Below are 20,699 nucleotides of genomic sequence, written 5' to 3'. Positions count from 1 at the left end.
TACGGGCTAAATGCACGAATTGGATTCTTTGGACACGCCTTTTTCTCAAGATGAATGTAAGGACTATTCGCATTGCGTGGCGACTTTTTTAGAGAAATATTTGAAAAAGGTTGTGTCTTTCCCGCAAGCTTTGAGCGTAGAGTACACGCTTTTAGAAGATAAAATCAAGCAAATCACGATCTATACCCACCCATCAGACATGGGGCATGTGATTGGTAAAGAGGGCAAGATGGTGAGCGCGATTAAGGCGTTTGTTTCAGGCGTGAAAGCCAAAGACGGGTTTTCTTATAAAATTGTTGTTTTTGCTAATAACGATAAAAATAGCGATAAAAATCCCCATGTTTTAGGCGATAAAACGCCTTGAATTTTTCCATGCTTTTAGTGGGTAGAATTGGTAAAAGCGTGGGGCTTAATGGGGGCTTAAAGCTTCATTTAGAGAGCGATTTTCCGGAGTGCTTAAAAAAAGGGGTTAAGGTGAGCGTCGCTCCGATAAATGCTTTCTCTCACGCTTCGTTTAAAGACTATGTGATCCATTCTTATGAACATGCCAAAAACTTGTTATTTTTAGAAACTATCCACACGCCTGAAAGGGCTAGAGAGCTGACTAATTTAGGGCTTTTTATGAGCGAAACAGAGAGTAAAAAACTCTGCGTTTTAAAAGAAGGGGAGTTTTTTTATTGCGATTTAATAGGGCTTAGCGTGGTGGAAGAAAACGAGATTTTAGGTAAAATTATAGAGATCCAAAGGATTTCTCACACAGATTATTTCATGGTTGAAACCACGCCGAGCTTGGTTGAAAAAGGTTTGGCTAAGATTTTTTTAATCCCTTACAGGGATTTTTATGTTAAAGAAATCCTTTTGCAAGATAAAAAAATTACCACCAACAACGCTAAAACGCTTTTAGAGAATAGTTGAGTGAAATTCAGCGTTTTAACCCTTTTTCCGCAACTCGTATGGCCTTATTTTCAAGATTCCATTTTAAAAAGAGCGTTAGAAAAAAATCTTTTTGCATTAGAGGTGTTAAACCTTAGGGATTTTAGCGCCAATAAATATCAAAAAGCGGATCACACGCTCATTGGTGGGGGTGCAGGGCAAATTTTAGACCCTGAGATGATAGAAAATGCGCTCCAATCTATCAAAAACCCTAAACACACGATTTTTTTAAGCGCGGTGGGCAAGCCTTTCAAACAAATAGATGCGATGCGTTTGGCTCAAAAAAAGCATGTCGTTTTGGTGTGCGGTCGTTATGAGGGCTTTGATGAACGCTCTATTGAATTGAGTGCTGATGAGGTTTTTTGTATAGGCGATTTTATTTTGACAGGGGGCGAGCTTGGGGCGTTGTGCTTGATAGATAGCATCGCTCGCCACATTCAAGGGGTTTTAGGTAACGCCCAATCTTTAGAAAATGAGAGCTTTGAAAATGAATATTTGGAAGCCCCTAATTTCGCTAACGCTGTTTTTAAATCCAAAGAAATCAATAAAATCCCTGCACCTTTAGAATATTCTAAAGGAAATCATGCTAAAATCAAGCAACTAAAATTTGATTTGTCAAAATTAAGGACAAAATTTTACCGCCTTGATTTATTCAAGCAACACAAATCATGAAATTGACATTAAGGAAAACACATGAAAAACCGCTATATTCAGCAATTTGAAGACGCTCAATTAAAAGATAAGACCATGCCGCAATTTAAAGCTGGCGATACTTTAAGATTGGGTATTACCATTAAAGAAGGCGAAAAAACACGAACGCAGTATTTTGAAGGCGTGTGCATTGCAATTAGAGGCAATGGCGTGGATAAGACTTTTTGCGTGCGCAAAATGGGGGCTAACAACATCGGCGTGGAGAAAATTTTCCCTTTTTATAGCGAAAGTTTGGCGAGCGTTGAAGTGTTGCGCGTGGGTAGGGTACGCCGCGCGAAGCTCTACTATTTGCGCGATAGGAGAGGTAAGGCAGCAAGGATTAAAGAAATCCGCCATTAATTTTTTAAGGCTCTTTTTTAAAAGATTGACTAGAAAAACATTTCTAGTTTTTAAGGGTTAGAATAGGTTTTTAATCCTTTTTAAGAATAGTTTTTCTTTTAAGTCCTACTACCAAACTTTTAAAGCTTTCCTTGAGGTTTCAGCATTCTCAAGGTAGGGTTTTATCATTTCTTTTCTGGCTTGCTATCTGTTAAACTGAATTTTTGGCTCTGTTTTTAGTGGATCGTTGGTTGTCACATTTTAAAAAGATCAAAAGCGTTTTTTACCATCAAAATGCAAAAAGCTTGACGCAAGTTGGATAATAACTCCTTGAAAAAGCGATCAAGTTAGGGGGTTTTAAGGATTTGAGGGAAGATTAAAGTGCAAAATATCCCCCTTTATTCTCAATTATAAAGCAAAGTTTTTAAAAAATGAAAGAAATTAATTAAGGCTTTGAGTGTCTGTATTTGATGAGAACAGAACCTTTATTTTTTTTAAAAACAAGGCGCTTGTTTGGATTACCATGCTACACTTATTTTTAATGAGAAGCGCTTATTGTGGCAAAATTCATATTTTAGGAAAAACATGGAAAAAACAGAAACCACGATTTTTGTGGATTGGGAAAATCTATTATCCGACTTAGTGGCAATCCAAAGACTCCCTAATATGGATTTTATACCGTCTCATTTTGATTACAACAACCATGAGCAGCTCTTAGTGCTAATCCGTTCGTTTTTAGAGTCTGAAGAGGAATTGACCCGGATCTACTTTTATGTGTCTGAACCTTTCACAGAAAACGATCCCAGAATCACCGGCAAAGACAAGAAAAACTTAGAGAATTTTAAAACGCAGTTTCCCCAAGAATATGAGAAAAAATTGCGCAATTCAAGCAAGCGCCAAACCTTCAATAACGAAATCGCCCAACAAAATCAAGTGAAATTACGAGTCGGGCGGGTAATGGTTAGGTTTGAATATGTGTTTGAAGACGAAAGAGTCTGTGGCGTGGAAGCCAAAACTTCCCGACCGCGCTTAGAGTTTCGTCAAAAACAAGTTGATGTGCTGTTGGCACACGATATTACCAAGCTATGCTACACCAAATTACCAGGGTGTATTTTGCTGTTCAGTAAGGATACCGATTTTGTGCCTGTGATAAAAACCGCTGATGATAAAGACTTCAAAGTCTTCATCGCCAACATTAAAGAAAGCCCCACTCTTGTCCCTTCAGACTTGAAGAAGTCTTGCGATGTGAGAGAGCGTAGTGTTGCTGAAATTGTAGCCAAGCTGCCAAAAAGTCAGCACACCCCCAAGAAAAAGAACTATCACTCCAACGAACCTTTTAACAACCCGTTTAAAGACCAACTCTCTAAGAAGAACTAATGCGCTTTTCCCACCAAGGGGACAAAAAGCACCCAATTTAAAAGGGTTAGCTTAGGCGTATTTTTCTAATCCATGGTTTCACTTTTTGCTCTTTATTATGGAGCGATTTTTGAAAACGGAGGCAAATTAGCGCTTAGGTTTTATGGAGAATGCATGCATGTTTTGGCGGTGGCGGTGGTGGCGGTATTGAAATTTTTCAAAACCCAATTGTTTTAAAATTTTAACCTACTTAGTCAAAAACTTTTAGCCGCTTTTAATCTTATTTTAGTTTTGGTTGTTTGTTTTTTTAATCTTGCTTGCTTTTGTTTAAAGTTTTTAAGTCTTATTTTTTCTTGTGTTTGGGTTTTTGTTTTGTTTGGAGTGGTTGGTGGATAAGGTGGTTGTTTTATTCTTTAATTCCCTATATCCCTAAAGCTTTAAGCACTCAAGAATTTGGGTTTTAATTTCTTTTGGATTTGTTTTATTTGAGTTTTAGTTTTTTTAATCTTGCTTGTTTAATGTTTTTAAAGTTTTAATTTTGTGTTTTCATTGTTAGTTACCGGTTTGGTTTCTTGCTTTTAAATTTTTTCTTATTCCTTGTATTTATCTTATTATTTAGGTTTTTAGTTTTGATGGTTTTGTTGTTGCTTGTTGTAGTTTTTCTTACTTCCTACTTCTTGCTTGTTTTTTAATTCTTGCTTCTTACTTTGTGTTTGTTGTTCCTTAATGTTTTTAAAGTTTTGGTTTTGTTTGGGGTGGTTGGTGGATAAGGTGGTTGTTTTATTCTCTAATTCCCTATATCCCTAAAGCTTTAAGCGCTCAAGAATTTGGGTTTTAATTTCTTTTGGATTTAATTGAACAGATTGTTGGCGTTCAAAATTGCACGTTTGAAAATCAATGCAATAGCTCAAAAATAATAGAATTGTTTTTATAGGGGGCAACCAAGCACATGCTAGAATTATGAAATTGAGTGCAAGAGAGTGCAATAAATGCGTTATAAGGTTTTAATAGGGGATTTTTATTGTGTGGATTGAATTTAATAACATTTCCAAAAACAATAGATTTTTTATATTGTTGTTTTTTATAAGATTGGCTTTGTAAAATAACTTGTTCTAAAAAATGATTGATAAGAGCGTTTCTATGCACTGATACGAGTTTAGGGATAGATGCCTTTTGTAATGCGATGCTGAGACTTGTTTCCATTATATTGCCTTTTAAAGCTTGTGTTTTTGAAATAACTTGCAATTGATCGATCATTATTTCAATCTTTTCATCATCATTTATAGTGTAGTTTTTGTGCGAAGGATATTCTTTGCCTTGTTTATCTTTTGTTGTTTGTGGGAACGCTAAGAAAAAGTCCTTGCTCTCATAGATGACAAAGTAGGGGGCGTCTTTTTTGCTGTTCATGCCCTTTACTATATTTGTTTTGATAATGGATAGTCATGTTAATATCTCCTTATAAAAGCCCCATTTTACTGAACTTATTAGGAAAAATCTGCTTAAGTTAAATTGATTTCATTTTATTATAAAATACAAAAAACCAAATCTTAAAGGAAAATCATGCAAGAAAATTCCATTCAATGCCCCAAGTGTCAAACGCCCATCAATGTGAGCGATGCGTTATACAAACAGGTTGAATCAGAAAATCACAATAAGTTTTTAGCCCAGCAAAAAGAGTTTGAAAAAGAAGTGAATGAAAAAAGAGCGCAGTATCAAAGCCATTTTAAAATTTTAGAGCAAAAAGAAGAGGCTCTAAAACAGCAAGAAAAAGAGCAAAAAGCTAGGTTTGATGATGCAGTCAAACAAGCGAGTGCATTAGCTTTGCAAGATGAAAGGGCTAAAATCATTGAAGAAGCTAGAAAAAACGCTTTTTTAGAGCAGCAAAAGGGCTTGGAATTGTTGCAAAAAGAATTAGACGAGAAGTCTAAACAAGTCCAAGAGTTGCACCAAAAAGAAGCGGAAATTGAAAGGCTAAAAAGAGAAAATAACGAAGTGGAGAGCAAATTAAAGGCTGAAAATGAAAAAAAGCTGAATGAAAAATTGGTTTTAGAAAGGGAAAAAATAGAAAAAGCCTTGCATGAAAAAAACGAATTGAAATTCAAGCAGCAAGAAGAGCAGTTAGAAATATTAAGAAATGAGTTGAAAAACGCTCAAAGAAAGGCTGAATTAGGCTCGCAACAACTCCAAGGCGAGGTGCAAGAATTGGCGATTGAAGAGTTTTTGACCCAAAAATTCCCCCTAGATTGCATTGAAGAAATCAAAAAAGGGCAAAGAGGGGGCGATTGGATTCAAGTGGTGCACACTAGGGAGTTTCAAAATTGCGGGAAAATCTATTATGAGAGCAAACGCACTAAAGAATTTCAAAAAGCTTGGGTGGAAAAGCTTAAAAGCGACATGCGAGAGGTTGGGGCTGATGTGGGGGTCATTGTGAGTGAGGCATTGCCTAAAGAGATGGAAAGGATGGGGCTATTTGAGGGGGTGTGGGTGTGTTCGTTTGAAGAGTTTAAGGGGTTGAGTGCGGCGTTAAGAGAGGGGGTTATTCAAGTGAGTTTGGCTAAAAGAAGTCAAGAAAATAAGGGCGATAAAATGGGTTTGCTCTATCATTATTTGACAAGCTCTGAATTTTCTATGCAAGTGAATGCGATTATAGAGGCGTTTAGGCAGCTCAAAGCGGATTTGGAAAGCGAAAAACGCGCGATGGCTAGGATTTGGAAAAGCAGGGAAAAACAAATTGACAAAGTGTTTGAGGGCACGGTTAACATGTATGGCTCTATCAAGGGCATTGCAGGTAATGCGATAGGGCAAGTGAAAGCGTTAGAGCTTGGGTATGATGGGGATTTAGAAGATTAGTTTTAGTCTTTGTGGCATGCTTTTAGGGTGGATATTATCAATTAGGAGAAAATGTGGATAAGAATAACCAACAGCAGAATATAAGTAGTGGGATTTCTCAAATCATATTAAAAAATGTGGCAACTTTTGATGAAAATGGGGCGAGTTTTGAAAATTTAAAGTCTATCAACTTTATTTATGGGGCTAATGGGAGTGGCAAGACAACCACTTCTAGTTTTTTAAAAAATCTAGCTGAAAATGGGAGTGAAGACAAAGAAAGCAAGTTTGCTGACAGCAGGATAGAGTGGTATCACAATAAAAATTTAAAGATTGAAGTTTATAATAAGCAATTTAAAGAAGAACAATTTAGAAACTCTCAAGTTAAGGGCATTTTTACGCTCGGTAAAAAAACAAATGAGAATTTAGAAAAAATTAAAAGCAATAAAGAATTAATAAAGGAAAAAGAGGAAAAAAATAAAAAAATTGAAACAAGCTTGCAAAAATTGAAACAAGACAAGGAAAAGGAAGAAGAAAGTTTTACTGATCGTTGTTGGGAAAAACTTTATAAGAAATTTGAAAATGATTTTAATTTTAAAGAGACGCTAGAGCATTTTAAGAAAAAGGAGAAGTTTAAAACAACAATTCTTGAAAAATTTAAACACAATAAAAGTGAAATAGTTGGGCTAGGAAAATTAAAGGAAAGAATTGGGATTGTTTTTGGTAAAAATAAGACAGAATTGGAACGACTAGAATTAAATTTAACAGATTTTAATTCTATTGAAAACCATTCTATTTGGGAACAAAAAATTGTGGGGCGTAGTGATGTAGCCATTGCAGATTTAATAGAAAAATTGAATAATGGGGATTGGGTCTCTCAAGGTAGAGAATATCTTTCAAAAGATAATAGTGTATGCCCTTTCTGTCAAGAAAAAACCATTACTGAAAAGTTTAGAAAACAATTAGAATCTTATTTTGATACAAGTTATCAAGAATCTACCTACACAATCAAAAAAGAGATAGAAAACTACAAAAATCTAACCACTGAAGCGTTAGATCAGCTTGGTAAAATTATTGAAACAGAGCAGAATAATCAGCAAACTAAACTAGATATAGAAAATTTGAAAAAAAATATTGAAACATTGAAAAGTAAAATCAATGGAAATCAGCTAACAATGTCTGATAAGAGTAAAGAAATGAGCAGGAGTTTTGAGCTTGTTGGCACTAAACAAGAAATAGATGCGATTAAAGATTTGATTGAAAAGGCTAATAAAGAAATAACTAATCATAACGAGATAATAAAGGATATTAAAAAACAGCGAGAGATTTGTAAGGAACAAATTTGGAAATTTCTAGTCAATGATTTTGAAAGCACTATAAAAGAATATAACAAAAAGTCTAGCGGTTTGGAGAGAGAGATAAACAACTTAAAGAAAAAAATTAGTGAAAATCAAAAAGACATAGAGAGTTTAGAAAATGAAATTGAGGAATTAGAAAAAAGCATGGTAAGCATAAAGCCCATTGTTAATAAAATCAATACGCTTTTAAAAAAATATGGATTTACGAATTTTGGTTTTGCATGCACTGAAGATGAAAAATCTTATTGTATTCAAAGAGAAGATGGTCAATTAGTAGGAGAAACACTGAGTGAGGGTGAAGTTACTTTTATTACTTTTTTATATTATTATCATTTGACAAAAGGCTCTTTGAATGAGAATGATATATCAAAAGATAAGGTTTTAGTGATTGATGATCCCATTTCAAGCTTGGATAGTAATATATTGTTTATGGTGAGTGTTTTAATTAAGAACCTTGTGAAAGAAGCCATGGAAGGAAAAACAAACATCAAGCAAGTTATTATATTAACCCACAACACATATTTTTACAAGGAAATTACATTAGAATACGATTTAAAATGTTATAAGAAAAAATATTCTTTTTGGATAATTAAAAAGGACAAAAATGTTTCAGAAATTAAAAGTTATGAAGAAAATCCCATTAAAAATTCCTATGAATTATTATGGCAAGAAGTAAAACAAGCAAAAGAGAATAATATTTCTTGGGCGTCTTTACAAAATGTCATGCGAAGAATTGTTGAGTATTACTTTAGGATTTTAGGCGGTTTTAAACATAATAGTGATTTGAGTGAACGTTTTGAAAATATTGAAGAGCGACAAGTGTGCGATTCTTTTATTTTGTGGTTTAATGATGGTTCTCATGAGATTTCAGATGATTTGTTTGTGCAAAATCAAAATACAAGTATCGAGATATATTTAAAAGTCTTTGAAAGAATATTTGAAATAACCGGTCATGAAGCTCATTATAAGATGATGATGGGGATAAAATAGCTGGATTAAACAAGGAATAACATGCGCATCGTATTTATGGGAACGCCTGGTTTTGCTGAAGTGATCTTAAAAGCATTAATAGAAAATAAAGATAATGATATGGAAGTGGTGGGGCTATTCACTCAAAAAGACAAACCTTTTGGGCGTAAAAAAGAATTGAAAGCCCCAGAGACTAAAACATACATTTTAGAAAACCATTCAAATATCCCCATTTTCCAGCCGCAAAGTTTGAAAGAACCTGAAGTTCAAATTTTAAAAGGTTTAAAGCCTGATTTTATCGTGGTGGTGGCTTATGGTAAGATTTTGCCCAAAGAGGTTTTAAAAATCGCTCCTTGCATCAATGTGCATGCGTCGTTATTGCCCAAATACAGGGGGGCTTCGCCCATTCATGAGATGATACTCAATGACGATAGGATTTATGGTATAAGCACGATGCTTATGGATTTGGAATTGGATAGCGGAGATATTTTAGAAAGCGCTTCTTTTTTAAGAGAAAGTTATTTGGATTTAGAAACTTTAAGCTTGAAATTAGCGCACATGGGGGCAACTTTACTCCTTTCAACGCTCAAAAATTTCCATTCCATCACAAGAAAACCTCAAGATCACACGAGCGCGACTTTTTGTAAAAAAATCACTAAAGCTGATGGTTTAGTGGGTTTTAAAGACGCTAAAAGCTTGTTTTTAAAATCGCTTGCGTTTAAAAGTTGGCCAGAAATCTTTTTAGAAAATAACCTCAAGCTTTTAGAAGTGGAATTAGTGGAAAATGAAAAAAGCCATAAAGAGGGCGAGATTTTAAAAATTGATGAAAAAGGCGTTCTTGTGGGTTGCTTAAAAGGTAGCGTGCGTATAGAAGGGTTGCAAGCGGTGGGTAAAAAGCCCTTAAAAGCGAAAGATTATTTGAATGGCAAGCGTTTGAAAGCGGGCGATATTTTGGCATGAGAAAATGTGAAAAAAGGGTTTTTGAAAGCTTGCCTTCTACGCAAACCTATCTTTTAGAAAAACTTAAAAACGATGAACTTAAAGCCCCTATTTTAGTTGTGGCTAAAAACCAAAGCGCTGCGATAGGCAGTAGGGGGAATATGTGGGAGAGCGTAAAAAGCGCTTTGACTTTTTCACTCGCTTTAAATGCAAGCGATTTGCCTAAAGATTTACCCATGCAAGCGAACGCTTTGTATTTGGGGTTTTTATTCAAAGAAGTTTTAAAAGAGCTAGGCTCTCAAACCTGGCTCAAATGGCCTAATGATTTGTATTTAGGGAATCAAAAAATAGGGGGCGTGCTGGTTAATGTTTATAAAAACATGCGGGTGTGCGGCATTGGAGTGAATAGGGTTTCTGCAAAATGGGCATGTTTAGATATTGGCGCGAGCGATGATTTGATTATGGAGGGCTTTTTAAAAAAAATAGAAGAAAATCTTTTTTGGGGGGAAGTTTTAAGTAAGTATGCGTTAGAATTTCACAGAAACGACTCTTTTAGTTTCCATAATGATTGGGGCGAATTGGTGAGTTTGAAAGATGCGCAATTGTTAGAAGACGGTCGCATTTTGATTGAAGATAAGATCTATAATAGGATATGAATATGATGAATGAAATCATTGCAGTGGCTAATCAAAAAGGGGGCGTGGGCAAAACAACAACAGCGGTTAATTTAGCGGCTTCCTTAGCGGTGCTTGAAAAAAAAATCTTGTTGATTGACTTTGACCCTCAAGCTAACGCCACTTCAAGTTTGGGTTTTAGGCGCGATAAAATTGATTACGATATTTATCATGTGTTGATTGGTCGTAAGCAAATTTCTCAAGTGATCTTAAAAACCCAAATGCCTTTTTTGGATTTAGTGCCTTCTAATTTGGGTTTAGCCGGGTTTGAAAAGACTTTTTATGATAGCGTTCAAGATGAGAATAAACGAGGCGAACTCATGCTTAAAAACGCTTTAGAGAGCGTGGTAAAGCTTTATGATTACATCATTATTGACTCCCCGCCAGCTCTAGGGCCTCTCACGATCAATTCGCTTTCAGCCGCACATTCGGTGATCATTCCTATCCAGTGTGAGTTTTTTGCCCTTGAAGGCACTAAATTATTGCTCAACACCATTAGAATGCTGCAAAAAAGCACTAACCCTAAGCTCAAAATCAGGGGGTTTTTACCCACAATGCATGTCCCCCAACTCAATTTGACAAAAGGGGTTTTAGCGGAATTGTTTAAGTATTTTGACTCAGAATTTTTTAGAGATTCTATTACAGGAGAATATATTATGATCCCTAAAAGCGTGAAATTGGCGGAATCGCCTAGCTTTGGTAAGCCCATTTTGCTTTATGATATTAAATCTAATGGCAGTATCGCTTATCAAAAATTGGCTCAAAGCATTCTTCAGGGGCAATGATGGCAAAAAATAAAGTGTTGGGTAGGGGTTTAGCGGATATTTTCCCTGAAATCAATGAGGTGTATGAGCAGGGGCTGTATGAAAGAGCCAATCGGGTTGTAGAGCTTGGTATTGATGAGGTGATGCCTAATCCTTACCAACCCAGGAAAGTCTTTAGCGAAGATTCTTTAGAAGAATTGGCACAATCCATCAAAGAACATGGTTTGTTGCAGCCGGTTTTAGTGGTGAGCGAGAACGGGCGTTACCACTTGATTGCAGGCGAAAGGCGCTTAAGAGCGAGCAAATTGGCCAAAATGCAAACGATTAAAGCGATTGTTGTGGATATTGAGCAAGAAAAAATGCGCGAAGTCGCCTTGATTGAAAACATCCAGCGAGAGGATTTGAACCCTTTGGAGTTGGCTAAATCGTATAGAGAATTGCTGGAAAGCTATCAAATGACCCAAGAAGAGCTTTCTAAAATCGTTAAAAAATCTAGAGCCCATGTGGCCAATATCATGCGTTTATTAACCCTTTCTTCTAAAGTGCAAAACGCTCTTTTAGAAGAAAAAATCACTTCAGGGCATGCAAAAGTCTTGGTGGGTTTAGATGAAGAAAAACAAGAATTGATTCTAAATTCAATCATAGGGCAAAAACTCAGCGTGCGCCAGACAGAAGATTTGGCGCGTGATTTTAAAACAAACACAAACCTTGAAAATAAAAAACCTAATTTTAAAGAAACTCAAGCGCTCATTACTGAAGATGAATTGAAACGCTTCAATCAAAGTTTGTGGGAGCATTACAAGCTTAAAGCGGCTTTGAAAGGGAATAAAATAGTTTTACGATGTTATAAAAATTCTCTTTTAGAGGCTTTTATGAAAAAAATGATGTCTTAATGCTTAGATATTCTCAATTTTTAAGCGATTTTTTGTTAAGATAGAGTTAATGTTTTTACAACAAATGCGAGTTTTCAAATATTTATTTTTAGGATTTTAGGAAAGAAATAGATCATGAATATATCGGTTAACCCCTATTTAATGGCGGTCGTTTTTATAGTATTTGTGTTATTGTTGTGGGCGATGAATGTTTGGGTGTATAGGCCTTTATTGGCTTTTATGGATAACAGACAGGCAGAGATAAAGGATAGCTTGGCTAAAATTAAAACGGATAACACCCAAAGCGTGGAGATTGGCCATCAAATTGAGACTCTCCTTAAAGAAGCCGCTGAAAAGCGTAGGGAAATACTAGCAGAGGCGATTCAAAAAGCTACAGAGTCTTATGATGCGGTGATCAAGCAAAAAGAGAATGAACTCAATCAAGAATTTGATGCATTTGCAAAACAATTGCAAAATGAAAAACAAGTCTTAAAAGAGCAGTTGCAAGCGCAAATGCCGGTATTTGAAGACGAGTTGAACAAGCGTGTGGCGATGGGTTTAGGGAGTTGATAGATGGTGTTAGTTAAAATGGCGTTAGGGTTTTTGATCCTTTTAAGCCCTTTGGGCGCTACTGGATTGGATATTTCACAAACAGATATTATAGAGCGTTCTTTAAACTTCCTCTTGTTTGTGGGGATTTTGTGGTATTTTCTAGCTAAAAAATTGCGTTCATTCTTGCACGCTAAAAGCCTTGAAATTTCTAAACGATTAGAAGAGATCCAAGCCCAACTCAAAGTGAGTAAAGAGAATAAGAAAAAACTCTTAAAAGAATTAGAGCAAGCCAAAGAAAAGGCTGAATCGATCGTTTCTGATGCGAATAAAGAAGCCTACACGATCACGCAAAAATACGAATTGCAAACCAAAATGGATGTGGAAAATTTGATCAAAAATTCTAAGGCGTTGATGGATTTAGAAGTTAAAAAGATCAAAAGAGAGTTGGTTGAAAGCGTTTTTAAAGATTTAAGAGAGAGTAAAAAAGTCTCTTTCAGTTCGCAAGATTGCGTGAATATTTTGAAACAAAGGCTTTAAATGCAAGATTTAAAAGTGATCTCTAAGCATTATGTCAAGGCGTTGAAAAACCACACTAAAGATGATTTAGCGTTATTAGAAGAAATCGTTGTGGGGCTTAAACATTTAGCAGAAGCGATAAAATTGCACAAACTCAATCAAGTGTTAATGCATGTTTCTTGGAAAGTGAAAAAAGAGATTGTGTTTGAAATATTGGAAAAAACAACTCCAAAAAAAGCATGCTCGGTTTTAAAACCTGTAATGGAAATCGTGTTAAAAAATAACCGGCTTGAGATATTGGAATCAATCGCTGAAGAGCTTTCTTGTGATTCTAAAAAAACTTTAGAAGCTACGCTTTTAGTCCCGCAAAAGCTTGAAAGTAAGGAGCTAGAAGAAGTGCAACAAAAATTGCAAGTGCGTTTTAACGCTTCTGTAGAAATCGCTCAAGACACCTGGTCTAAAAAAGGGGTTTCTTTAAGCGTTTCAAGCTTGGATTTAGAAATAGGCTTTTCTAAAGAAGAGATTTTAAAGAAAATAGAAAAACAGGTTATTCAATCTATTTAATCAATCTAAGGAGATAAAGATAATGTCCCAACTAAAATTGGAAGAAATCAGCTCGGTTATTGAAGAAAAGATCAAGAATTTTGAACTTGATTGCGACATGGCTGAAGTCGGCAAGGTCGTTTCATACGCTGATGGTGTGGCTAAGGTTTATGGCTTAAATGGTGTGATGTCGTATGAAGTGCTAGAGTTTGAAACAGGAGATAAAGGCGTTGCGGCTAACTTAGAAGAAGATAGCGTTGGCGTGATTGTGTTTGGTTTTGGCAACAATATTAAAGAAGGGACTAGCGTTAAACGCACAAAGAGTTTGATGAAAGTCCCTGTTGGCGATGCGGTTGTAGGGCGCGTGTTGAACGCTTTAGGTGAGCCTATTGATGGCAAGGGCGAGATAGAAACGAATGAATTTAGCCTTATAGAGCAAAAGGCTCCGGGCATTATGGACAGAAAATCCGTGCATGAGCCTTTGCAAACCGGGATTAAAGCCATTGATGCGTTAGTGCCTATTGGGCGCGGGCAAAGGGAATTGATCATTGGGGATAAACAAACCGGTAAAACCACTGTAGCCATAGATACCATTATCAACCAAAAAGGGCAAAATGTGATCTGCATTTATGTGGCTATTGGTCAAAAAGAATCCACTGTCGCGCAAGTGGTCCGCAAACTAGAAGAATACGGAGCGATGGAATACAGCGTTGTGATCAACGCTTCGGCTTCTGATTCGGCTGCGATGCAATATTTAGCCCCTTATGCGGGTGTGGCTATGGGGGAATACTTTAGAGATCATGCCCGCCATGCCCTAATCATTTATGATGATTTGAGTAAGCATGCCGTCGCTTATAGGGAGATTTCTTTGATTTTAAGAAGGCCTCCAGGTAGGGAGGCTTTTCCTGGCGATGTGTTTTATATCCACTCACGGCTTTTAGAAAGAGCGGCTAAAGTTTGCGATGAAAAAGGTGCAGGATCTCTGACTGCGCTCCCTATTGTGGAAACTCAAGCGGGCGATGTGTCAGCTTATATCCCTACGAATATTATTTCCATTACCGACGGGCAAATTTTCTTAGAAACGGATTTGTTTTATTCAGGGATCCGCCCTGCTATTAATGTGGGCTTGTCGGTTTCAAGGGTTGGAGGGGCCGCTCAAATCAAAGCCACTAAGCAAGTTTCAGGGACTTTGCGCTTAGATTTAGCGCAATACAGAGAGTTGCAAGCCTTCACGCAATTCGCTTCTGATTTGGATGAAGCGAGTAAAAAGCAACTAGAAAGAGGCCAACGCATGGTAGAAGTGCTTAAGCAAGCCCCTTATTCGCCCTTGCCTATTGAAAAGCAAGTGGTCATTATTTACGCTGGAGCTAAAGGCTTTTTGGATAGCGTGAGCGTGAAAAAAGTCGTGGATTTTGAAGAGCAATTGCACCCTTTCTTGGAAGCAAAATACCCTCAAGTGTTAGAAGAAATCCACACTAAGAAAGCCCTAGATAAGGATTTAGAAGCCATGCTAAGGAAAGTCTTAGAGGAATTCAAGCTCACTTATAGCGAGTAGGAGACGGCTAGAATATGGCGAATTTAAGAGACATTAGAAAGAAAATTGGAAGCGTTAAAAACACGCAAAAGATTACGCATGCGATGAAGCTCGTTTCCACTTCCAAGCTGAGAAAAGCCGAAGAAGTTGCAAGAAATTCTAGAGCGTATGCATTGAAATTAGACGCCGTGTTTGATGATGTGCTATCCAAAATGAAAAATCAAGGGATTGAAGATATTCAAAGCAAGTATTTTAGGGAATTAGAAAGACTTGAAATCAAAAAAGTGGATATTATTTTTATCACAGCCGATAAAGGGCTTTGTGGGGGCTTTAACACCAATACCATTAAAAAAGTTTTAGCATGCACGAATGAATACAAAGAAAAAGACATTAAAGTACGTTTGCGCGGTATTGGTAAAAAGGGTAATGAGTATTTTAGCTTTAATGGGATAGAGGTTTTAGACAAGATCAATAATTTAAGCTCTATGCCCAATTATGAACGAGCGCAAGAATTCATGCAAAAAGTGGTAGAAGACTATTTGAACGGGAAAACCGATAAGGTGATTATCATTCACAATGGCTTTAAAAACATGATCAGCCAAGAAATAAGAGTGAAAACGATTCTGCCTATTGGGTATCACATTATCCATCAAAACTCTCAGCCTAGCGAGACGCAAGAGACCATTATGAGCGAGCCTAGCGGGAGCGAAGATGAAATTTTAGACTCTTTAGCAAAAAAATATGTAGAGTATAGTTTATACTATGCTTTGATTGATTCTTTAGCCGCAGAGCATAGCGCTAGAATGCAAGCGATGGATACAGCGACAAATAACGCTAAAGATTTGGTTAAAACTTTAACCATTTCTTATAATAAAGCCAGACAAGAGGCGATTACGACCGAGCTAGTAGAAATCAATGCCGGCGTAGAAGCCTTAAAATAAAAATTACATTAATCAAGGAGCAAAGCGATGGAAGGTAAAATCATTCAGGTTCTAGGCCCTGTGGTAGATGTGGAATTTGAATCCTATCTACCGGCGATTTTTGAAGCGTTGGATATTAACTTTGAAGTTAATGGCGTTCAAAAATCTTTAGTTTTAGAGGTAGCGGCCCATTTGGGCGGTAATCGTGTGCGAGCGATTGCGATGGATATGACAGAAGGTTTGGTGCGTAACCAAGTGGTGAAGGCTCGTGGCAAGATGATTGAAGTGCCTGTGGGCGAAGAAGTGTTGGGGCGTATTTTTAATGTCGTGGGCGAGAGCATTGATAATTTAGAGCCTATTAAGCCGTCCTTAACTTGGCCTATTCACAGAAAAGCCCCTAGTTTTGAACAACAAAGCACTAAAACAGAAATGTTTGAAACCGGCATTAAAGTCATTGACTTGCTTGCGCCTTATTCTAAAGGCGGTAAAGTGGGCTTGTTTGGTGGGGCTGGCGTAGGCAAAACGGTGATCATTATGGAGCTTATCCACAATGTGGCTTACAAGCATAACGGGTATTCAGTGTTTGCGGGCGTGGGCGAACGCACTAGAGAGGGGAATGATCTGTATTTTGAGATGAAAGAAGGGGGCGTTTTAGACAAAGTCGCGCTGTGCTATGGGCAAATGAATGAGCCACCGGGCGCTAGGAATCGCATTGCATTCACCGGTTTGACGATGGCGGAGTATTTTCGTGATGAAAAGGGCTTAGATGTGTTGATGTTTATTGACAACATTTTTAGATACGCTCAAAGCGGCGCGGAAATGAGCGCGCTATTAGGCCGTATCCCTTCAGCGGTGGGGTATCAGCCCACGCTAGCTGGGGAAATGGGGAAACTTCAAGAACGCATCGCTTCCACTAAAAATGGCTCTATCACTTCCGTTCAAGCGGTGTATGTGCCAGCCGATGACTTGACTGACCCAGCCCCTGCTTCGGTGTTTGCGCATTTAGATGCGACGACGGTATTGAACAGAAAGATCGCTGAAAAAGGGATTTATCCAGCGGTTGATCCCCTAGATTCCACTTCAAGGATCTTAAGCCCTCAAATGATAGGTGAGAAACACTATGAAATCGCTACCGGTATCCAACAAGTTTTGCAAAAATACAAGGATTTGCAAGACATTATTGCGATTTTAGGTTTAGACGAATTGAGCGAAGAAGATAAAAAAACGGTTGAAAGGGCTAGAAAAATTGAGAAATTTTTATCCCAGCCGTTTTTTGTGGCTGAAGTGTTTACAGGAAGTCCGGGTAAATATGTAACTCTTCAAGAGACTTTAGAGGGCTTTGGGGGGATTTTAGAGGGTAAATACGATCATATCCCTGAAAATGCATTTTACATGGTGGGCAGCATTCAAGAGGTTTTAGAAAAAGCTAAAAACATGAAAAATTCCTAAGGGTTTGTCATGGCTTTATTGAAAATTAGTGTGGTCGTTCCTGAGGGGGAAGTTTATACAGGAGAGGTTAAAAGCGTTGTGTTGCCAGGAGTGGAAGGGGAATTTGGGGTGCTTTATGGGCATAGCAACATGATCACTTTGCTCCAAGCGGGAGTGATTGAGATTGAAACCGAGAGCCAAAAAGAACACATTGCGATTAGTTGGGGTTATGCAGAAGTAACTGGTGAGCATGTGGATATTTTAGCCGATGGGGCGGTCTTTATCAAAAAAGAATCAGATGACAGAGACGATGCGATTTCTAGGGCTAAAAGGCTTTTAGAGGACGCAAGCTCTGACAGGTTAGCGGTTTCTAGCGTGCTGGCTAAGATTGAGTCTCTTTAAGGGGATAGTCATGTTCGATTCAATCATTTATTTTTTTAATAAGAGTGGGTTTATTACGGCGCTGGTTTTAGTTTGGATTTCACTTTATTTGGTGATGACCTTATGGGTTTTTTTGTATAAAAGCATTGTGTTAAAAATTTATCTCAGGCGTGAGATGCAATCTTTGTCTAACATTCTTAATGGGGCTCAAGACGCTCCAGAGCATTTTATGTTTAATAAAAAAAGAAATAATGAGACCAAAAAGTATTCTAAAGAATTGTTGCAGGCTTGGAAACATCAAGTTCTTAAGCAAAGCACGACCGGTTTAGTGGTATTAAGCATTATCTCTTCTACAGCCCCTTTTATTGGCTTGTTTGGCACGGTGGTTGAGATTTTAGAAGCGTTTAACAATTTGGGTGCGTTAGGTCAAGCGTCTTTTGGGGTGATCGCACCCATTATTTCTAAGGCTCTTATCGCTACTGCTGCAGGGATTTTAGCGGCCATTCCAGCCTATTCTTTTTACTTGATTTTAAAACGCAAGGTGTATGACTTGTCCGTTTATGTGCAGATGCAAGTGGATATTTTATCTTCTAAAGAAGAAAACTCTTAAGAGGGATTTTATAAATATCTTAAATAGGGAGAGGTTTTATGAATTATGATAACTATTGGGACGAAGACAAACCAGAACTCAATATCACGCCTTTAGTGGATGTGATGCTTGTTTTATTGGCTATTCTTATGGTAACTACGCCCACTCTCACTTATAAAGAAGAGATCGCTTTGCCTTCTGGTTCAAAAACTGCTAGAGCCACTCAAGATAAAATGATTGAGATCCGCATGGATAAAGACGCAAAAATCTATATAGACAGCCAAACCTATGAATACAATTCTTTTCCGGATACTTTTAACTTGCTTTCTAAAAAATACGATAAAGACACTAAGGTGAGTATCCGTGCGGACAAACGATTGACCTATGATAAAGTGATTTATTTGTTAAAAACGATTAAAGAAGCGGGGTTTTTAAAAGTTTCTTTGATCACAAACCCTTGAGTAGGGCTAGTGCATGAGTAAGAATGCGCTCTTAGTCCTTTCTGGTTTTTTAGCGTTCTTGCTCTATGCTTTATTATTGTATGGTTTGTTGTTAGAAAGGCATAATGAAGAAGCAGAGAAAATCCTTTTGGATTTGGGTAAAAAAGACGAACAAGTCATTGATTTGAATTTAGAAGATTTGCCTAGCGATGATAGAAAAGAAGAAAAAGTAGTTGAAAAAAATACAACTGATAAAGAAGGCGATTTGATTGATCCTAAAGAACAAGAAGAAAGCCTTGAAAATATTTTTTCTTCACTCAACGATTTTCAAGAAAAGACAGACAAAAACGCTCAAAAAGAAGAGCAAAAAAATGAGCAAGAAGAAGAGCAAAGGCGTTTAAAAGAACAGCAACGCTTGAGAAAAAATCAAAAAAATCAAGAGATGTTGAAAGGTTTGCAACAAAATTTAGACCAATTTGCACAAAAACTAGAGAGCGTTAAAAATAAGACTTTAGATTTGCAAGTCCCTAAACAAGATGGGGTTGATGACAAGGCTTATCAAGAATGGTATGCTCAAATCTATCAAATGTTATATAAGGGTTGGAGAGGCGTTTTTTATCACAAGGCTTCAGTGAGCGCGCTGATTATGATCACTAAAGATGGAGAATTTGATTACACCATTCTTAGTTACTCCGATTTTAAGGACTATAACAACAGCGTGATAACCCTTCTAAATGATTTAAAGAAAGTGGATTTCCCTCCATACCCAGGAGGAAACATGATTTCTATTAAAGTTAATTTCACCACTAAGGAAGAACAATGAGGTATTTATGGCTTTTTCTAATACACACTATAGGGCTTTTTGCGACAGATAAAACACTAGATATTATTAAAACCATTCAAAAACTTCCTAAAATTGAAGTGCGCTACTCTATGGACAACGATGCCAATTACGCTTTAAAATTGCATGAAGTCTTAGCGAATGATTTAAAGACCAGCCAGCATTTTGATGTTTCTCCAAACAAGGAGCAAGGCACTATCAATTACGCAGAACTCAAAGATAAAAAATTCGAACTTGTAGCGCTTGTGAGCGTGGCGGTAGAAAATGGCAATAAAATTTCACGATTAAAACTTTATGATGTCAATACAAGCGCTCTTGTTAAAACTTTTGACTACCCCATTTTAAGCGCTGATCTATACCCTTTTGCAGCGCACAACATGGCTATTGTGGTGAATGATCATTTAAAAGCCCCTTCTATCGCTTGGATGAAGCGCCTTATTGTTTTTTCTAAATATATTGGACCAGGAATCACAAACATTGCTTTAGCGGATTACACAATGCGCTATCAAAAAGAAATCATCAAAAACAACCGACTCAATATTTTCCCTAGATGGGCGAACGCTGAGCAAACAGAGTTTTATTACACGCAATATGGCGAAAGAAAGCCCATGATTTTAAAATACAACATTCAAAAAGCCACCCATGAGAAGATCACTAGCTCTCAAGGAATGGCGGTGGTTTCTAGCGTGAGTTCTGATGGCTCTAAAATTTTAATGTCTTTAGCCCCTGATGGCCAACCGGATGTTTATTTATACGATACGCATAAAAAAACAAGCACTAAAATAACGCGCTACCCGGGGATAGATGTTTCAGGAGTGTTTTTAGAAGATGACAAGTCCATGGCTTTTGTTTCGGATAGATCAGGTTATCCTAACATCTATATGAAGAAATTAGGGCTAAAAGAGAGTGCAGAGCAGCTTCTTTATGAAGGGAGGAGCAATGAATCCATTGACGCCTATAAAGATAGTATTGTGTATGTGAGCAGGGAAAATCTTAACGAATTTGGCAAAACGGTGTTTAATTTGAATTTGATCACTTTAAATAGCAAGTATATCCGCAGGCTTACCGTGAATGGCTCTAATCAAATGCCTCGTTTTTCTATGGATGGGAAGAATATCATGTATATCAAAAAGACACCCCAAGAATACGCTATGGGGCTTATTTTGCTAGACTATAATCAAAGTTTTTTATTCCCTTTAAAAAATGTGAAAATACAGGCCTTTGATTGGTAAGGT

The 20,699-nt window shown here is 37.1% G+C and carries 24 protein-coding genes; 23 read left to right on the top strand and 1 reads right to left on the bottom strand.

Annotated features, from left to right (window positions below; genetic code table 11):
* Positions 1-10 precede the first annotated feature (10 nt).
* From AA977_RS05220 to AA977_RS07965, 6 genes are all read left to right on the top strand, one after another.
* Positions 11-364, top strand: a complete 354-nt coding sequence (locus AA977_RS05220) for a KH domain-containing protein (RefSeq protein ID WP_020972762.1) — start codon at positions 11-13, stop codon at positions 362-364.
* 8 nt (positions 365-372) lie between these two features.
* Complete coding sequence (gene rimM, locus AA977_RS05215; RefSeq protein ID WP_064435213.1) at positions 373-915, top strand: ribosome maturation factor RimM; 543 nt, start codon at positions 373-375, stop codon at positions 913-915.
* On the top strand, positions 916-1,605 hold the full coding sequence (trmD, locus tag AA977_RS05210; protein ID WP_064434838.1) for a tRNA (guanosine(37)-N1)-methyltransferase TrmD: 690 nt from the start codon (positions 916-918) through the stop codon (positions 1,603-1,605).
* 21 nt (positions 1,606-1,626) lie between these two features.
* Positions 1,627-1,983, top strand: a complete 357-nt coding sequence (rplS, locus tag AA977_RS05205; RefSeq protein ID WP_000797712.1) for a 50S ribosomal protein L19 — start codon at positions 1,627-1,629, stop codon at positions 1,981-1,983.
* A 564-nt stretch (positions 1,984-2,547) separates the two neighbouring features.
* Complete coding sequence (locus AA977_RS05200; protein ID WP_064435212.1) at positions 2,548-3,339, top strand: NYN domain-containing protein; 792 nt, start codon at positions 2,548-2,550, stop codon at positions 3,337-3,339.
* A 72-nt stretch (positions 3,340-3,411) separates the two neighbouring features.
* Positions 3,412-3,555 (top strand): hypothetical protein, encoded by a 144-nt coding sequence (locus tag AA977_RS07965; protein WP_172795995.1) that lies wholly within the window; start codon positions 3,412-3,414, stop codon positions 3,553-3,555.
* A 657-nt stretch (positions 3,556-4,212) separates the two neighbouring features.
* Here AA977_RS07965 and AA977_RS05195 read toward each other — a convergent pair.
* Positions 4,213-4,725 (bottom strand): hypothetical protein, encoded by a 513-nt coding sequence (locus AA977_RS05195; protein WP_253764823.1) that lies wholly within the window; start codon positions 4,723-4,725, stop codon positions 4,213-4,215.
* Between the two features lie 153 nt (positions 4,726-4,878).
* Between AA977_RS05195 and AA977_RS05190 the strand changes: the two genes are divergently transcribed.
* The 17 genes from AA977_RS05190 (at position 4,879) to tolB (ending at position 20,696) form a co-directional block, all read left to right on the top strand.
* The gene (locus tag AA977_RS05190) at positions 4,879-6,168 is read left to right on the top strand and encodes a DUF2130 domain-containing protein (protein ID WP_064434837.1); all 1,290 of its coding nucleotides are present in this window, start codon (positions 4,879-4,881) and stop codon (positions 6,166-6,168) included.
* Between the two features lie 53 nt (positions 6,169-6,221).
* Positions 6,222-8,492, top strand: coding sequence for an ATP-binding protein (locus tag AA977_RS05185; protein ID WP_064434836.1), 2,271 nt, complete (start codon positions 6,222-6,224; stop codon positions 8,490-8,492).
* Between the two features lie 21 nt (positions 8,493-8,513).
* Positions 8,514-9,431 (top strand): methionyl-tRNA formyltransferase, encoded by a 918-nt coding sequence (gene fmt / locus AA977_RS05180; protein ID WP_064434835.1) that lies wholly within the window; start codon positions 8,514-8,516, stop codon positions 9,429-9,431.
* The gene (locus AA977_RS05175) at positions 9,428-10,066 is read left to right on the top strand and encodes a biotin--[acetyl-CoA-carboxylase] ligase (RefSeq protein ID WP_064434834.1); all 639 of its coding nucleotides are present in this window, start codon (positions 9,428-9,430) and stop codon (positions 10,064-10,066) included. Before fmt ends, AA977_RS05175 begins: the two co-directional genes overlap by 4 nt.
* A 5-nt stretch (positions 10,067-10,071) precedes the next feature.
* Positions 10,072-10,869, top strand: a complete 798-nt coding sequence (soj, locus tag AA977_RS05170) for a chromosome partitioning ATPase Soj (RefSeq protein ID WP_064435210.1) — start codon at positions 10,072-10,074, stop codon at positions 10,867-10,869.
* The gene (locus AA977_RS05165) at positions 10,869-11,741 is read left to right on the top strand and encodes a ParB/RepB/Spo0J family partition protein (RefSeq protein WP_064435209.1); all 873 of its coding nucleotides are present in this window, start codon (positions 10,869-10,871) and stop codon (positions 11,739-11,741) included. Before soj ends, AA977_RS05165 begins: the two co-directional genes overlap by 1 nt.
* 114 nt (positions 11,742-11,855) lie before the next feature.
* The gene (locus AA977_RS05160) at positions 11,856-12,290 is read left to right on the top strand and encodes a FoF1 ATP synthase subunit B' (RefSeq protein WP_080472372.1); all 435 of its coding nucleotides are present in this window, start codon (positions 11,856-11,858) and stop codon (positions 12,288-12,290) included.
* A 3-nt stretch (positions 12,291-12,293) separates the two neighbouring features.
* Positions 12,294-12,809: a F0F1 ATP synthase subunit B gene (locus AA977_RS05155; RefSeq protein WP_064434833.1), complete on the top strand. Its 516-nt coding sequence runs from the start codon at positions 12,294-12,296 to the stop codon at positions 12,807-12,809.
* On the top strand, positions 12,810-13,352 hold the full coding sequence (locus AA977_RS05150; protein ID WP_064434832.1) for a F0F1 ATP synthase subunit delta: 543 nt from the start codon (positions 12,810-12,812) through the stop codon (positions 13,350-13,352).
* Between the two features lie 22 nt (positions 13,353-13,374).
* Positions 13,375-14,886, top strand: a complete 1,512-nt coding sequence (gene atpA / locus AA977_RS05145; RefSeq protein WP_033618727.1) for a F0F1 ATP synthase subunit alpha — start codon at positions 13,375-13,377, stop codon at positions 14,884-14,886.
* Between the two features lie 14 nt (positions 14,887-14,900).
* Complete coding sequence (gene atpG / locus AA977_RS05140; RefSeq protein WP_064434831.1) at positions 14,901-15,806, top strand: ATP synthase F1 subunit gamma; 906 nt, start codon at positions 14,901-14,903, stop codon at positions 15,804-15,806.
* A 27-nt stretch (positions 15,807-15,833) separates the two neighbouring features.
* Positions 15,834-17,234, top strand: a complete 1,401-nt coding sequence (gene atpD / locus AA977_RS05135) for a F0F1 ATP synthase subunit beta (protein ID WP_020972743.1) — start codon at positions 15,834-15,836, stop codon at positions 17,232-17,234.
* A 9-nt stretch (positions 17,235-17,243) separates the two neighbouring features.
* Positions 17,244-17,615, top strand: coding sequence for an ATP synthase F1 subunit epsilon (gene atpC, locus AA977_RS05130; protein WP_020972742.1), 372 nt, complete (start codon positions 17,244-17,246; stop codon positions 17,613-17,615).
* Positions 17,616-17,625: 10 nt separating this feature from the next.
* A complete protein-coding gene (locus AA977_RS05125; RefSeq protein WP_064434830.1) occupies positions 17,626-18,204 on the top strand; it encodes a MotA/TolQ/ExbB proton channel family protein in 579 nt (192 codons plus the stop codon).
* Between the two features lie 38 nt (positions 18,205-18,242).
* Positions 18,243-18,644 (top strand): ExbD/TolR family protein, encoded by a 402-nt coding sequence (locus AA977_RS05120; protein WP_001105104.1) that lies wholly within the window; start codon positions 18,243-18,245, stop codon positions 18,642-18,644.
* Positions 18,645-18,657: 13 nt separating this feature from the next.
* Positions 18,658-19,446, top strand: coding sequence for an energy transducer TonB (locus AA977_RS05115; RefSeq protein ID WP_064434829.1), 789 nt, complete (start codon positions 18,658-18,660; stop codon positions 19,444-19,446).
* Positions 19,443-20,696 carry a Tol-Pal system protein TolB gene (gene tolB, locus AA977_RS05110; RefSeq protein WP_064434828.1) on the top strand — a complete coding sequence of 418 codons (1,254 nt, stop codon included), beginning with the start codon at positions 19,443-19,445 and terminating at the stop codon, positions 20,694-20,696. The genes AA977_RS05115 and tolB overlap by 4 nt, the downstream gene beginning before the upstream one ends.
* The last annotated feature ends 3 nt before the right edge of the window (positions 20,697-20,699 follow it).

The sequence above is a fragment of the Helicobacter pylori genome, from assembly GCF_001653455.1.
GTDB classification, from domain to species: Bacteria; Campylobacterota; Campylobacteria; order Campylobacterales; family Helicobacteraceae; genus Helicobacter; species Helicobacter pylori_A.
Note: the sequence above shows the minus strand (reverse complement) of the source record. Positions and strands in the feature narration are given on the sequence as shown.

What these genes read in the sequence shown, in the direction of transcription:
- AA977_RS05220 (WP_020972762.1), top strand. Translation starts at nt 11, where the DNA reads ATGCACGAATTGGATTCTTTGGACACGCCTTTTTCTCAAGATGAATGT.
- rimM (WP_064435213.1), top strand. Translation starts at nt 373, where the DNA reads ATGCTTTTAGTGGGTAGAATTGGTAAAAGCGTGGGGCTTAATGGGGGC.
- rplS (WP_000797712.1), top strand. Translation starts at nt 1,627, where the DNA reads ATGAAAAACCGCTATATTCAGCAATTTGAAGACGCTCAATTAAAAGAT.
- AA977_RS05200 (WP_064435212.1), top strand. Translation starts at nt 2,548, where the DNA reads ATGGAAAAAACAGAAACCACGATTTTTGTGGATTGGGAAAATCTATTA.
- AA977_RS07965 (WP_172795995.1), top strand. Translation starts at nt 3,412, where the DNA reads ATGGTTTCACTTTTTGCTCTTTATTATGGAGCGATTTTTGAAAACGGA.
- AA977_RS05195 (WP_253764823.1), bottom strand. Translation starts at nt 4,725, where the DNA reads ATGAACAGCAAAAAAGACGCCCCCTACTTTGTCATCTATGAGAGCAAG.
- AA977_RS05190 (WP_064434837.1), top strand. Translation starts at nt 4,879, where the DNA reads ATGCAAGAAAATTCCATTCAATGCCCCAAGTGTCAAACGCCCATCAAT.
- fmt (WP_064434835.1), top strand. Translation starts at nt 8,514, where the DNA reads ATGCGCATCGTATTTATGGGAACGCCTGGTTTTGCTGAAGTGATCTTA.
- AA977_RS05175 (WP_064434834.1), top strand. Translation starts at nt 9,428, where the DNA reads ATGAGAAAATGTGAAAAAAGGGTTTTTGAAAGCTTGCCTTCTACGCAA.
- soj (WP_064435210.1), top strand. Translation starts at nt 10,072, where the DNA reads ATGAATGAAATCATTGCAGTGGCTAATCAAAAAGGGGGCGTGGGCAAA.
- AA977_RS05165 (WP_064435209.1), top strand. Translation starts at nt 10,869, where the DNA reads ATGGCAAAAAATAAAGTGTTGGGTAGGGGTTTAGCGGATATTTTCCCT.
- AA977_RS05160 (WP_080472372.1), top strand. Translation starts at nt 11,856, where the DNA reads ATGAATATATCGGTTAACCCCTATTTAATGGCGGTCGTTTTTATAGTA.
- AA977_RS05155 (WP_064434833.1), top strand. Translation starts at nt 12,294, where the DNA reads ATGGTGTTAGTTAAAATGGCGTTAGGGTTTTTGATCCTTTTAAGCCCT.
- AA977_RS05150 (WP_064434832.1), top strand. Translation starts at nt 12,810, where the DNA reads ATGCAAGATTTAAAAGTGATCTCTAAGCATTATGTCAAGGCGTTGAAA.
- atpA (WP_033618727.1), top strand. Translation starts at nt 13,375, where the DNA reads ATGTCCCAACTAAAATTGGAAGAAATCAGCTCGGTTATTGAAGAAAAG.
- atpG (WP_064434831.1), top strand. Translation starts at nt 14,901, where the DNA reads ATGGCGAATTTAAGAGACATTAGAAAGAAAATTGGAAGCGTTAAAAAC.
- atpD (WP_020972743.1), top strand. Translation starts at nt 15,834, where the DNA reads ATGGAAGGTAAAATCATTCAGGTTCTAGGCCCTGTGGTAGATGTGGAA.
- atpC (WP_020972742.1), top strand. Translation starts at nt 17,244, where the DNA reads ATGGCTTTATTGAAAATTAGTGTGGTCGTTCCTGAGGGGGAAGTTTAT.
- AA977_RS05125 (WP_064434830.1), top strand. Translation starts at nt 17,626, where the DNA reads ATGTTCGATTCAATCATTTATTTTTTTAATAAGAGTGGGTTTATTACG.
- AA977_RS05120 (WP_001105104.1), top strand. Translation starts at nt 18,243, where the DNA reads ATGAATTATGATAACTATTGGGACGAAGACAAACCAGAACTCAATATC.
- AA977_RS05115 (WP_064434829.1), top strand. Translation starts at nt 18,658, where the DNA reads ATGAGTAAGAATGCGCTCTTAGTCCTTTCTGGTTTTTTAGCGTTCTTG.
- tolB (WP_064434828.1), top strand. Translation starts at nt 19,443, where the DNA reads ATGAGGTATTTATGGCTTTTTCTAATACACACTATAGGGCTTTTTGCG.